The sequence below is a fragment of the Pseudomonas sp. B33.4 genome, assembly GCF_034555375.1.
GTDB lineage: Bacteria > Pseudomonadota > Gammaproteobacteria > Pseudomonadales > Pseudomonadaceae > Aquipseudomonas.
Window position 1 is genome coordinate 4,665,179 of the sequence record NZ_CP140706.1, and the last position, 12,286, is coordinate 4,677,464.

Annotated in this window: 11 protein-coding genes; 4 read left to right on the forward strand and 7 right to left on the reverse strand. The window is 61.0% G+C overall.

The features are described 5' to 3' along the window. Positions 1-44: 44 nt before the first annotated feature. Entirely contained in the window at positions 45-1,466 is a 1,422-nt protein-coding gene (locus tag U6037_RS20480) for a transglycosylase SLT domain-containing protein (RefSeq protein ID WP_102900372.1), read from the reverse strand. Between the two features lie 236 nt (positions 1,467-1,702). Here U6037_RS20480 and U6037_RS20485 point away from each other — a divergent pair, with 236 nt between their 5' ends. From U6037_RS20485 to U6037_RS20495, 3 genes are all read left to right on the forward strand, one after another. Further along, complete coding sequence (locus U6037_RS20485) at positions 1,703-2,509, forward strand: TatD family hydrolase (protein WP_322844332.1); 807 nt, start codon at positions 1,703-1,705, stop codon at positions 2,507-2,509. Between the two features lie 124 nt (positions 2,510-2,633). Further along, complete coding sequence (locus U6037_RS20490; RefSeq protein ID WP_322844333.1) at positions 2,634-4,115, forward strand: methyl-accepting chemotaxis protein; 1,482 nt, start codon at positions 2,634-2,636, stop codon at positions 4,113-4,115. Positions 4,116-4,302: 187 nt separating this feature from the next. After that, the gene (locus tag U6037_RS20495; RefSeq protein ID WP_007908547.1) at positions 4,303-4,668 is read left to right on the forward strand and encodes an Mpo1-like protein; all 366 of its coding nucleotides are present in this window, start codon (positions 4,303-4,305) and stop codon (positions 4,666-4,668) included. Between the two features lies 1 nt (position 4,669). Here U6037_RS20495 and U6037_RS20500 read toward each other — a convergent pair whose 3' ends face one another. From U6037_RS20500 to U6037_RS20510, 3 genes are all read right to left on the reverse strand, one after another. Then, a complete protein-coding gene (locus tag U6037_RS20500; RefSeq protein ID WP_322844334.1) occupies positions 4,670-5,464 on the reverse strand; it encodes an acyl-CoA thioesterase in 795 nt (264 codons plus the stop codon). 241 nt (positions 5,465-5,705) lie between these two features. After that, entirely contained in the window at positions 5,706-6,461 is a 756-nt protein-coding gene (locus U6037_RS20505; RefSeq protein ID WP_322844335.1) for a CHAD domain-containing protein, read from the reverse strand. Between the two features lie 96 nt (positions 6,462-6,557). Next, positions 6,558-6,836: a hypothetical protein gene (locus U6037_RS20510; protein ID WP_064120270.1), complete on the reverse strand. Its 279-nt coding sequence runs from the start codon at positions 6,834-6,836 to the stop codon at positions 6,558-6,560. A 216-nt stretch (positions 6,837-7,052) separates the two neighbouring features. On the opposite strand from U6037_RS20510, the gene U6037_RS20515 reads away from it, so the two are divergent. Next, a complete protein-coding gene (locus tag U6037_RS20515; RefSeq protein ID WP_322844336.1) occupies positions 7,053-8,093 on the forward strand; it encodes a patatin-like phospholipase family protein in 1,041 nt (346 codons plus the stop codon). 83 nt (positions 8,094-8,176) lie between these two features. Here the strand turns inward: U6037_RS20515 and U6037_RS20520 are convergent, their stop codons facing one another. From U6037_RS20520 to kdpC, 3 genes are all read right to left on the reverse strand, one after another. After that, complete coding sequence (locus U6037_RS20520) at positions 8,177-8,872, reverse strand: response regulator (protein WP_322844337.1); 696 nt, start codon at positions 8,870-8,872, stop codon at positions 8,177-8,179. A 48-nt stretch (positions 8,873-8,920) separates the two neighbouring features. Further along, the gene (locus tag U6037_RS20525; protein ID WP_322844338.1) at positions 8,921-11,572 is read right to left on the reverse strand and encodes a sensor histidine kinase KdpD; all 2,652 of its coding nucleotides are present in this window, start codon (positions 11,570-11,572) and stop codon (positions 8,921-8,923) included. Positions 11,573-11,702: 130 nt separating this feature from the next. Beyond that, positions 11,703-12,248, reverse strand: coding sequence for a potassium-transporting ATPase subunit KdpC (kdpC, locus tag U6037_RS20530; RefSeq protein ID WP_322844339.1), 546 nt, complete (start codon positions 12,246-12,248; stop codon positions 11,703-11,705). Between the last annotated feature and the right edge of the window lie 38 nt (positions 12,249-12,286).

The following is a 12,286-nucleotide window of genomic DNA, read 5'->3' on the forward strand; positions in this document are numbered from 1 at the left end:
TGTTAAAAGCGCAAATATTTCGCCATAACAATCAATTTATTAGATCATTTCCGTGAGACGACTTTTTGCGCCCCGGGCTCCAACGACTCCCGCTCGCGGTCGAACGCCAAGTAATACTTGTTCACGCTATTAACATAGCTGACAGGCCCCATTCCTACCTGCTCCATGGCAATACGCTCGACCTGGAAGAACCACTGGTTGGGATTCAGCCCACGCCGCCGGGCCTCGGCGCGCATGCCCTGCACGCGTTCGGGGCCAATGTTGTAGGCCGCCAGCGTGAAGGCCATGCGCTCGCGTTCATTGAGCTTGGGGCTGTTGAAGAACTTGCGGCGAATCATCGCCAGGTACTTGGCTCCGGCCTGCACGTTTGCATCGAGATTCTGAATATTGCTCACGCCGACACGCTGGGCGGCGGACGGCGTGATCTGCATCAGCCCGGTCGGGCCACTGCCGCTGCGCGCGTTGGGTTGCAGGCGTGATTCCTTGAACGCCAGTGCGGCCAGATTCAGCCAATCCATGTTCTGCGCCTGGGCATGCTTCTGCAGGGTCGGGCGCAGTTTTTCCAGACGCTGGCGATCAGCCTTGGCCAATGGATAGTGGACTTGATAGAGACGCCGATAGATGCGCAGAAACGCGGCATCTTCGTTGGACGGTTTCTTGTAACCACCGAGGAAGCGATCAATGCTCGCGCGCAACATCGCAGCATCGCGGCGTACAAACCAGTATTCCTCGCCCGGCTCGCTGATCATCAGTTGCCGGTCAAAGCGCAGCTTCGGCAGGATCTTGCCCCAGCGTTCGGCAATCGGCTGCTCAACGATGGTCAGGTGAAAAATCCCGCCCTGAACCATCTCCAGCACATCCTCGACCGCCAGGGTCGGATCGACCCATTCGATCTTGATCGGCGCCAGTTTGTGCAACGCCAGTTTCTGATTGAGCTGACTGACCGCCTCCCCCGCCGCACTGCCGGTCGGCAACGCCAGGGTTTTGCCGGAGAGCTGCTCGACTTTGGTGTAGCGCCGCTCACCTTTGATCCCGACCAGCACCAGCGGTATGTTGCTGGCGATCGGTTCGCTGCTGGCCACGGCATAACCAGGTTGCAGATCGAGCAATTCACCCGGTGCGACCAGATCACCTTCGCCACGCTGCAAGGCGCCGAGCAGTTGATCCTTGGCTTTGGGAATGATTTTGAGGGTAAGTTGCTGGCCGTCGCGGGCATGGCCGTTGAGGTATTGCTCGAAGGCGCGCAGACGATGGTATTCGACGCCGATGGCCTGACCCTGAACTTCGCCGGAGCTGTTGCGGCTCTGATTGACCAGTACGCGCAACACGCGACTGCTGCGAATCTCGGACAAGTCTCGCACCTTGGCCGCCGGCACGGCTTGCAGCGGCCCGGGCAGGCGCGCAACCGCCGTCATCGGCAGCAGCAACGATCCACACAACAGCAGCAAAACCGAGGGACGAACCATCCACTCTCCGAAAAGAATACGGGGCGATTTCATCTCTACGAAGTCGAAATCACCGACGAAAACAGAGCGCCTGGAGCGCTGGCAAAGTGCGAGAGACTGGCACAGTAATGGCACCTCTGCCAAACCGGGCTGCGTCGCGGCATCAAGAGACAGCTATAACTCGTTGTAGTTCTTGGCTTTTCTTATGAATCTACAGCTCTGGTATGCTTTCCGGCCTTCGGTCCGAGGTAGCAACCATGCAACTCATCGATATCGGCGTCAACCTGACCAACCCAAGTTTCGCCGACAAACACCAGGCCGTGCTTGATCGCGCCTATGCCGCCGGGGTCTGCCAACTGGTGCTGACCGGCACCAGCGTCGAGGGCAGCGAGCAAGCCCTGGAGCTGTGCCAGCAACTCGATGACAGTGGCCAGCGGCTGTTCGCCACCGCCGGTATTCACCCGCATTCGGCCAGTGACTGGAACGCTGACAGTGCGCGTCGTTTGCGCAGCCTGCTGCAAGAGAAAAGCGTCGTCGCCGTGGGTGAATGCGGGCTGGATTTCAACCGTGATTTCTCGCCGCGCCCACAGCAGGAAAAAGTCCTCGAAGAACATCTGGCCCTGGCCGTTGAACTGCAATTGCCGGTGTTCCTGCATGAACGTGATGCCAGCCCGCGCCTTTTGGAAATCCTCAAGGATTTCCGTGATCAACTGCCCGCCGCCGTGGTGCACTGCTTTACCGGCGAGCAAAAGGCGTTATTCAGCTACCTTGATCTGGACCTGCACATCGGCATTACTGGCTGGATCTGCGATGAGCGCCGTGGCACGCATTTGCATCCACTGGTCAAAGAGATCAAGCGCGGACGCTTGATGCTGGAAAGCGATGCACCTTATTTGCTGCCGCGCACTCTTCGACCGAAGCCGAAGAACGGCCGCAATGAGCCGGCGTATCTGACTGAAGTGCTGCGTGAAGTGGCGTTGCATCGTGGCGAAACCGAGGAAGATCTGGCGGCGCATACCACCGCGTGTGCCCGGGCGTTCTACAACCTCCCCACCCTCTCCTGACACACCCCCAATTTCCTTGTGGGAGCAATGTGTTCTTTTGATGTGTATCAAGATCCGCAGACCTGCATAGCGGCACAATAATGGCACCTTGCCAAAACTGTTTCCGCTATCAGAGAAGACCTCCATGGGTGCCTGGCTTAGCAATATCTCGCTGAAATACAAATTCTGGGCGGTCAACGCGGTCGCCTTCGTCACCACCCTGCTGTTGGTGCTGTACGCCGTGCAACTGGAACAACAGGCGCGCAGTCACGCATCACAGGCCTCGGCGCAAGCCCAGGCACAACTGCTCAAAGCCTGGCCGGTCGGTCAGCCATTGCCCAAAGCCAATCAGGTGTTGACCTTCAAACGCGGCGAAGCACCGCGCCTGAATGATCAACCCTTGCTGGAAATCACTGACAGCAACGGCTGGAACGAGATCAATCACCTGCCGCTGTTCGGCGACAATCCGTTGATGGGTGCTGAGGTGTTTGGCCGCGCCGATGGTCAGCAGGTCGCGGTGATTGCCTATGGTCCGAGCCTGAGCCAAGTGTTCAGCGAACGTTTCGCCAACTATGCGGTGGCGGTGTTCATTCTGATGTTCGCCATGCTGTGTGCCTCGCAACTGCTGATCCGTTTCCTGCTCAGCCAGCTCAACACCTTGAAAGACGTGATGCTGCACGTTGAAAAAAGCGGCGATCTATCGGCCCGCGTGCCACTGGCCGGCAAAGATGAAGTCGGGCAGATGGCCAATGCGTTCAACGCGATGCAGGCCGGTTACCAGCGCGTTGTAACGACCGTCGCCAACACCGCACGGCAACTGGATGTCGGCGCGGCGCGGCTGGCGTCGAGCATGAACGAAGTGCGCCACGGCATGCTCGGTCAACAGAGCGAAACCGATCAGGCCGCCACCGCGATCAACGAAATGACCGCCACGGTCTATCACATCGCCCAGCACGCCGGCGCCACCCGCGACTTATCGCAGACCGCCGATGGCCTCGCCGGCAGTGGTCAGCAAGTGGTCGCGCGGGTGCAGCACTCGATTGCCGGGCTGTCCAGCGGCGTGCAGCAGACGGCCGAGATGATTCAACGGCTGGCCGAGGACAGTCAGAAGATCAACGGCGTGGTCAGCGTGATTCACAGCATTGCCGAGCAGACCAACTTGCTCGCCTTGAACGCCGCCATCGAAGCGGCTCGCGCCGGTGAAATGGGCCGGGGGTTTGCCGTGGTCGCCGATGAGGTGCGCAATCTGGCCAAACGCGTGCAGACCTCGACCGACGAGATCACCACGATGGTTTCGGCGTTGCAGGCTGGCACCCGCGACGCGGTGGATTTCATGCAGGAGAGTTCGTACAAGGCCGACGATTGCGTGCAGCAGGCGCAGGAGGCTGGCGCGGCGCTGGCGGAAATCACCGGGGCGGTGGCGCAGATGCGTGAAAGCAATACGCAGATTGCCGTGGCGGCGGAGCAGCAAAGCCAGGTCGCCGAAGAGATGAACCGGGCGGTGGTGAGTATTCGTGATGTGACCGAGAACACCGTGCAGCAGACGGTGGATTCGGCGACGACCAGTAATGAGCTGGCGACGTTGGCTGGGGAGTTGAGCAAGGCGATCGGTCAGTTGAAGCTCTGAAGATCAAAAGATCGCAGCCTTCGGCAGCTCCTACAGGTGTACGCATTTCAATGTAGGAGCTGCCGAAGGCTGCGATCTTTTTTGTCCATCATTACTATGATGCCAATAGCCAACCTTGATTCGCCGCCCTCCACGCCCGGGCCTATTCTTCAACCATGAGTTCAACATGGATCGAGGAGTAGAAAACATGGGCAAACGTCACCCCAACCTTCCCGCGTGGCAATGGCGCGCGTACCCGGGCAATCATCAGCACCCGACCAATCTGGTGTTGCACCTGATCGCCGTGCCGCTGTTCATCGTCGCGTTTCTGCTGATTGTCTCCGGGGTGTTCAGCCTGAGTCTGGCCAGCGTCGCCATCGGCGTGATCGGTATCGTTGCGGCGCTGGGTTTGCAGCGCCATGGCCACAGCCTTGAGGCGCAAGCCTCCGAGCCGTTCAGTGATCGTAAAGATGCTGTGTCGCGCTTATTGGTCGAGCAGTTTCTGACCTTTCCGCGCTTCTTTCTCAGTGGCGGCTGGTGGCGCGCCTGGCGTGAGCGCCACCGTCGGCACTGATTCAGGCGAAGATCGTGACGGTCTGGCGACTCATCGCAATCAACTCCCCTTGCGCGCTCCACAGCTTGGCGGCGACATGGCCGTAGCCGTCAGCGGCGTACTCGATGTCGGCCAAGTATTGGCACCAGTCCAGCGTGCTCAAATCGTGTAGCGGCTGAACGAATTCGATGGTCCAGGTCAGCGTGCTACCCGGTGCCGGCTTCTTCAGATATGGCAACAGCGCGGGCGGCCACGCGTCCACCAGGGCCAGCAGATGCGCCTCGTTGACCGGTTCTTCTTTGACATCCCCACGCAAGCGCACCCAGCCGCCCATCAGCCGCGATTGCGTGCCGGTGAACGGCATCCCACCGACACTCCAGCGCATTGCCAGATGACGCATGAATTCCGGGGTCACGCCTTTGATATAAGGCAACTCCTGGCATTCGTCCCAGTGTTTCATTGACGGCGCCGGATACGCCTCGACTGCCACCTCCGATGGCCGCGAAGCGCCAAAACTGCCTTGGACGATTGTCACCACCTGGCCATTCTGCATCGCCCGGCCCATGACCTGGCTGACGGCTTTGCCTTCACGCAACACATCCACTTCGAAACTCACCGGGACTTCAGGTTCGACAGGGCCGACAAAGGTGATCGCCAGCGAACGCACCGGGCGATCCGCCGGGACTTTCGCGCGCATGGCCTCGTATTGCAGCGCGGCAACCAGGCCACCGAAACTGGCACGGCCCTGGCCCCATTCGGCAGGAATGGTCAGTTCCGGTTGGCGGCGGACCGCATCGAGCAGATCGCTAAAGCGCATGGCAACCTCAGAAAACGAGAAAGGAATGCAGCGATCTTAACCAGACCTGCACAGCGTCGCAGCGTCTATACCGGTCAAAGAGACTGACAGAAAGGCCTTAAACCTATATCCGCCACATTGAAGATCCCTTGTAGGAGTGAGCCTGCTCGCGATAGCGGTCTGACAGCCAACACATTTGTTGAATGTCTGACCGCTATCGCGAGCAGGCTCACTCCTACAGGGGATTGGTGGTGATTCAGGATTATTTGAAGCAGGCTGAACTGAGTTTTTCCAGTACTCGATCAGCCTTGGTTTCGGCTTTGATCATGGTCGCCTGCCAAGTGGCGACACAGGGCTGCAGATCCGTCTCAAGCTCAGCCTTCGCCAGCCACTGCCAGCAATCGTGCCAGTCGCCCAACGCGCCTTGGGCCGACTTCAACCGCGCCAGCGCCGCCTCGGGCAAGCGGTCGAGTTCGGGATAGGCTTCGATGCCGTAGCGCACGCGTTTGATCAGCAAGCGCAAGCGATGACGGTCGTGAGCGGGATCGTGCAGCGCCTCGTCAAGTTTCTGCCATTGCTTGCCAAGGCGTTTTTCGATGCGTTTGGCCAAGCCCTTGAGCAAGCCCTGACGCTGGGAAGCACGCAGGAAACGCGGGAAAGCGTCGAGAATCATCAGCAGCGAAGCCACCTCGGCACTCGCCGCCAGCGCCGGATAGGCCTCTGCCATCTGCGCCATGCGCCGCTGCGCGGCTTCAGGCTGATCATGCTGAAGCAAGTACGCCGCCAACACTTCGCGATCGCGCCATGGCGTGGTCAATTGGCCGACTGCCGAAGCGGCGTCTTCCAGTTGCTCGACACCGGGCAAGCCACGCAATGGCCGCAACAGGCTGCGCAAGCGCCGCACCGTAGTGCGCAGATCGTGCAGCGCCTCGGGGTCGGTACGTGCCGTCAATCGCGCCTGACAGGCTAACAGCCGCACCTCCAGACTCAGGACATGAGCCACCAACCGGTCAATCATGGGTTTACTCCGTAAACAGTTAGAAGCTGCAAGCTGCAAGCTCCAAGTGTGAGCGCCTACTACTTGTAGCTTGTAGCTGAAATCTTGCCGCTGCTTTTATCGGCCAGCGCGGGATTCGCGAATGTAGAAGCGCGCCTTCTCGGCTTTGTTGCTGCAACCTTCAAAGCCCTCGAATTGCTGCTGAGTCTTGGCAGCGGTCAGCAACGACAGGGCTTTGGAATAACTGACCGTGCCGGCAAAGCCTTCGGCCTTGGCCAGATCGAGCTCATGCCAGGCCGCGTCGAGCTGGCTGCCGCAGCTGTCGCGGTAAGCGGTTTTACCGGCGCAACCGGCCAATGCCAGAGCCATCAACGGCACACAGATCCAGGCTTTCATCACTCACACCTCAAAATAGGTCAACAGTCGTGCAGGTAAGACGGTAAGGCTGCGAAAAAGTGCCTTGCCGGCGGGTGAAACCGAGCAACTGAGAAGGATAGCGCCGAAGAGTCATGCAGTATCGAAAAAACGACGTCACCGGCGCACTCAACGACCTCGACGATTGAGCCAGCCCGGCGATGGGTGCATTGTGCAACCTTGTCGGGAGGACTCTGGATGAAAAAACGTGTCGCGCTGGTACTGGGCTCCGGTGGCGCCCGGGGCTATGCCCATATCGGGGTCATCGAAGAGATCGAGAAACGCGGTTACGAAATCGCCTGCATCGCCGGGTGTTCGATGGGCGCGGTGGTCGGCGGGATCTATGCCGCCGGCAAACTCGACGTATACAAGAACTGGATCGAAAGTCTCGACTATCTGGATGTGCTGCGGCTGGTCGACGTGAGTTTTCGTCTCGGCGCGATTCGCGGCGAAAAGGTCTTCGGGCAGATTCGCAAGATCGTCGGCGAGGTCAACATCGAAGACTTGCGCATCCCCTACACCGCCGTCGCCGCCGACCTCACCAATCAACAGGAAATCTGGTTTCAGGAAGGCTGCCTGCATCAGGCGATGCGCGCCTCGGCGGCGATTCCCAGCCTGTTCACCCCGGTGATGCAAGGCAATCGCATGCTGGTCGACGGCGGTATTCTCAACCCGCTGCCGATCGTGCCGGTGGTGTCGAGCCACTGTGATCTGATCATTGCGGTCAATCTCAACTCGACCAACCAGCGCCATTACAAACTGCCGGTGATTCAGCGCCCGCCGGCGTTCCGCTCACGCTTCGACAGCCTGATCAATTCGTTGGGGTCGAAGATGCCGTTCCGCCGCAAACAGGCTGAGCAGCTGTTGAAGCTGGAACAGGAAGCACTGCGCGCCGAAGCGGCGGATATCAACCCATGGCTGGAAGGCGCTGAGCCGGAAAGCCAGCAACCGGCCGCCGCGCCTGAGCGTGAAGGCGCGCCGAAATCAGCGACCGGATCGTTCATCATCGATAACGTCGGGCCGGCGTCGCTGCTGGACTTGATCAACCAGAGTTTCGAGGTGATGCAGACCTCGTTGGCGCAGTACAAGATTGCCGGGTATCCGCCGGATATCCTGATCAACGTGCCGAAGCGGGTGTGCAGGTTTTTCGAGTTCTACAAGGCGCCGGAGTTGATCGCGTTGGGACGCGAGATTGCGCGGGATACGCTGGATCGGTATGACAGTGAGCAGCAGCAATAAAGATCAAAAGATCGCAGCCTTCGGCAGCTCCTACAGGGGAACGCATTCCAATGTAGGAGCTGCCGAAGGCTGCGATCTTTCAGCTATCCCGCAGATTCCAACAGCCGATAACCGACCCCGGCTTCAGTGACAATAAACCGCGGCCGCGTCGGATCATCCGCCAGTTTCTGCCGCAAATGCCCCACCACAATCCGCAAATAATGGCTGTCCTCGGTGTGCGTCGGCCCCCAGATATCCTTGAGCAATTGCTGCTGGGTAATCACCCGCCCGGGATGCCTCGCCAGTTGCGCCAGCACTGCGTATTCCTTACGGGTCAGCGCCACTTCGACGCCGTCGAGCAACACTCGCCGATAGGCCAGATCCACCGTCAACGGACCGAAACTCAATGCGGCTTGCTGGGCCTCCCCCGCCGGTGCCTGACGCAACAAGGCGCGAACCCGCGCGAGAAATTCCTGAATACCGAACGGCTTGGTCACGTAGTCATTGGCGCCGCCATCCAGCGCCTCGACCTTCTGCCCCTCGCTGGCGCGCACCGACAGCACCAGTACCGGCGCCGTGGCCCATTCGCGAAACTCGCGCAGCACTTGCTGGCCGTCCATGTCCGGCAAGCCGAGGTCGAGCACCAGCAAGTCCGGTTTGTTCAGCGCCGCCTGCGCCAGCCCTTCGGCACCGGTGCCGGCTTCAAGTACTTTGTAGCCTTGAGATGCGAGGCTGATGCGCAGGAACTTGCGGATCTGCGGTTCGTCGTCGATGACCAAAATGGTCGCGGTCTGGCTCATGAATTCACATCAACACAAAGAAGTGGCAAGAGAGTAGCGCAGTCGCCATCAGGCTTCATCGTCCATCCCCGGTTGCGTCTGCAAGGGCAAGTGCAAGGTGATGCAGGTGCCGCGTCCGTCGATGCCGTCGGCGACGCTGATGCGACCGCCGTGCGCGCCGACCATGCCCTGACAGATTGCCAGCCCGAGGCCGGTGCCCTGACCGCCGCGATCACCCCGGGCAGCGGTGTAGAACATGTCGAAAATCTTCGCCCGCTCGTCCTCGGGAATCCCTGGCCCCTCGTCGCTGACCGAGAAGAAAATCTCTTGGTCATCGGCGCCAGCGCGCAATTCCAGACGACCGTGAGGCGGCGAGAACCGTGCGGCGTTTTCCATCACGTTGACCAGCGCCTGCTCGATCAGCGCGGCATGCACGAACAACAGCGGTAACTCCGCCGGTACGTCGGTGCTGACTTGCAGTGGCGCCAGCACTGCGCGCAGACGATTGAGCGAACTGCCGACGATGTCGGCGGGCGACACCCAGTCCCGCGCCAGCTTCAGCGCGCCATGGCCGAGGCGGGTCATGTCGAGCAGATTCTGGATGTAGCGGTCGAGGCGTTCGGCTTCATCGCGAGTGCCTTCGAGCAGTTCGCGACGGTCTTCCAGCGGGATCGCTTCGCCGAGGGCCAACAGGCTGTCGATGCTGCCGCGCATCGCGGTCAGCGGCGTACGCAAGTCGTGGGACACCGAGGCCAGCAACGCACTGCGCAGTTGTTCGGTTTCGCCATGCAGACGCGCGGCTTCGAGATCGTCAGCCAGTTGCGCGCGGGCCAGCGCTTGGGCGAGCGGCTGACTCAATGCGGTGAGCAAGCGGCGACGCTGGCCACTCAAGGTCTGGCCTTCTTTGGCGCAGACACCGAGCAGCGCCAGCGGCCCGTCTTCGACTGACAGCGGCCACCACCACCAACGCCCGAACGGCAACGTGCCGGTGCCCATGCCCGCCGGTTGATCGTGTTGCCAGGCCCAATCGGCCGCGGCGCGCTCGGACTCGCTGAATTGCAACGGCCCGCCGGTCTCGACTTTCCAGCCGCCCTGGCCGTCGCGATTGAGCAGGCACAGTTGCAGATCGCTCCAGCCATTGAGGTGTTGCGCGGCGGCGCTGACCACGGCCTGGCGGTCGGTGGCGGCGGTGAGTTTGCGTGACAGGTCGAGCAGCTCGCTGGTCTCTTGCTGGGTGTCGCGCAACGCCTGCAATTGCCGACGCTGACGCGCCGCGAGGTTGCCGGTGAGTGCCGCCATCAACAGGAAAAACAGCAGGGTCAGCACGTCTTCTTCGCGCTGAATGCTGAAAGAGAAATTCGGCGGAATGAACAGAAAGTCATAGGTCAGAAACGACAGCGCCGCACAGGCCAGCGCCGGGCCGAGACTGCTGCGCACGGCCACCAGCAACACCGCCGCGAGAAACACCAGCGAGATATTCGGCAGCGGCAACACACTCGACACTGCCCACGCCAGAGCACTGGCCAACACCGTGGCGACCAGCGCCAGCGCATAGTCGAACCACACCAGTGTCAGCGGGTTGCGCGGCCGCGATTGCGGGCGTTCATGATCATTGTCGAGGACGTTGATTTCCAGGCCATGGGCCTGACGCAACAGACGCGCGGCCAAGCCACCACCGAACAGTCGACGCCGCCAACTCGGCCGGGACTGGCCGACCAGCACCAGACTCGCACGGCGCTCGGCAGCATGCTGGACCAAGGTTTTCGCCACTTCACCGGCGCGCAATAAAACCACTTCACCACCGAGGCGCTCCGCCAGTTGCTGAGCACTTTGCAGACGCAGACGTGATTGCTCGTCGCGCACCGCGCCGTTATCGACGTGCACCAGACTCCACGGCAGATGCCGGCGCTGAGCGACACGACTGGCATGCCGAACCAGGCGTTCGGACTGCGCATCGCCATCAACGCCGACCAGCAATCGGCCACGCACCGCCGGCGCGGCCTGACCGAGTTGGCGATAGCCCTGGGCGAGATCGTTATCGACCTGCGCGGCGGCGGTTTGCATCGCCAGTTCGCGCAATGCAGTGAGGTTGGTCTGGGTGAAAAACGCATCGATGGCCGCGCGCGCCTGCTCCGGGACGTAGACCTTGCCTTCGCGCAGACGCTCAAGCAATTCACGCGGCGGCAGGTCGATCAGCAGCAGTTCATAGGCTTCTTGCAACACCCAGTCCGGCAGGGTTTCGCGGACCTGCACACCGGTGATGCCGCGCACTTGGTCATTGAGACTTTCGAGGTGCTGGACGTTGACCGTGGTGAACACATCGATACCGGCGGCGAGCAGTTCCTGAATGTCTTGCCAGCGTTTCGCGTGGCGGCTGCCGGGCGCGTTGCTGTGGGCCAGTTCATCGACAAGCACAAGCTTCGGTTTGGCCGTGAGAATGCCGTCGAGGTCCATTTCTTCAAGCATCACGCCACGGTATTCCGAGCGCACCAGCGCTTGCTGCGGCAAGCCACCGAGCAGCGCTTCGGTTTCGGCGCGACCGTGGGTTTCGACCACGCCGGCGAGGACTTTCACGCCTTGGCGAAGCTGCGTGTGGGCGGCCTGGAGCATGGCGTAGGTTTTGCCGACACCGGGGGCGGCGCCGAGGAAAACCTTCAGGCGGCCACGGCCGTCACGGGGCAGGTCTGCTAACAGCGCGTCGGCGCGGCCGGAGTCGCTCATGCTTGATGTTCTCTCTTGCTGATAGTTATGCGGTGTTCTTTCGGCCCTCTTCGCGAGCAGGCTCGCTCCCACATTTGGAACGCATATCCCTGTGGGAGCGAGCCTGCTCGCGAATGGCCGCGCCGCCGATCTACAATTTTTCCAATGCCATGTTCAGCGCCAGCACATTCACCACCGGCGGCCCCACCAGCGGCTGTTCGATGTGCGCATCGAGCAATTGCTTTACAGTCGATACCGGCAGATTTCGCGCCGCTGCGACACGCGCCAGTTGATAGGCAATTGCTGCCGGTGGCAAGTGTGGATCGAGGCCGCTGCCGGAGGTGGTCAGCAAGGCCAATGGCACCGGACCTTGCCCCGGAACCTGCAACTTGTTGGCGTCATCGATCACCCGCGTGGCGAGTGCCGGATTACTCGGCGCGAGGTTGCTGGCGCTGCTGGAAACCGTCGCAAACGCACCGGCGGATGGCCGTGGATGGAACCACGCATCGCCGACGAAATCCTGAGCGATCAGCGACGAGCCACGGACTTTGCCGTCGGCATCGTGCACCAGGCTGCCGTTGGCCTGAGCGGGGAACGCGACTTGCGCGACACCGGTCACCACCAGTGGATAGGCGACGCCGGTGACCAGGGTCATCAGCACCAGCAGGCTGAGGGCGGGACGTATCATTGTGGACATTTCATAATCCTCGAATTCGTTGGGCCAACTTTGGTGGG

Excerpts from the sequence above, each read along its gene's own strand:
- U6037_RS20480 (WP_102900372.1), bottom strand. The coding sequence starts at position 1,466 with ATGGTTCGTCCCTCGGTTTTGCTGCTGTTGTGTGGATCGTTGCTGCTG.
- U6037_RS20485 (WP_322844332.1), top strand. The coding sequence starts at position 1,703 with ATGCAACTCATCGATATCGGCGTCAACCTGACCAACCCAAGTTTCGCC.
- U6037_RS20490 (WP_322844333.1), top strand. The coding sequence starts at position 2,634 with ATGGGTGCCTGGCTTAGCAATATCTCGCTGAAATACAAATTCTGGGCG.
- U6037_RS20495 (WP_007908547.1), top strand. The coding sequence starts at position 4,303 with ATGGGCAAACGTCACCCCAACCTTCCCGCGTGGCAATGGCGCGCGTAC.
- U6037_RS20500 (WP_322844334.1), bottom strand. The coding sequence starts at position 5,464 with ATGCGCTTTAGCGATCTGCTCGATGCGGTCCGCCGCCAACCGGAACTG.
- U6037_RS20505 (WP_322844335.1), bottom strand. The coding sequence starts at position 6,461 with ATGATTGACCGGTTGGTGGCTCATGTCCTGAGTCTGGAGGTGCGGCTG.
- U6037_RS20510 (WP_064120270.1), bottom strand. The coding sequence starts at position 6,836 with ATGAAAGCCTGGATCTGTGTGCCGTTGATGGCTCTGGCATTGGCCGGT.
- U6037_RS20515 (WP_322844336.1), top strand. The coding sequence starts at position 7,053 with ATGAAAAAACGTGTCGCGCTGGTACTGGGCTCCGGTGGCGCCCGGGGC.
- U6037_RS20520 (WP_322844337.1), bottom strand. The coding sequence starts at position 8,872 with ATGAGCCAGACCGCGACCATTTTGGTCATCGACGACGAACCGCAGATC.
- U6037_RS20525 (WP_322844338.1), bottom strand. The coding sequence starts at position 11,572 with ATGAGCGACTCCGGCCGCGCCGACGCGCTGTTAGCAGACCTGCCCCGT.
- kdpC (WP_322844339.1), bottom strand. The coding sequence starts at position 12,248 with ATGTCCACAATGATACGTCCCGCCCTCAGCCTGCTGGTGCTGATGACC.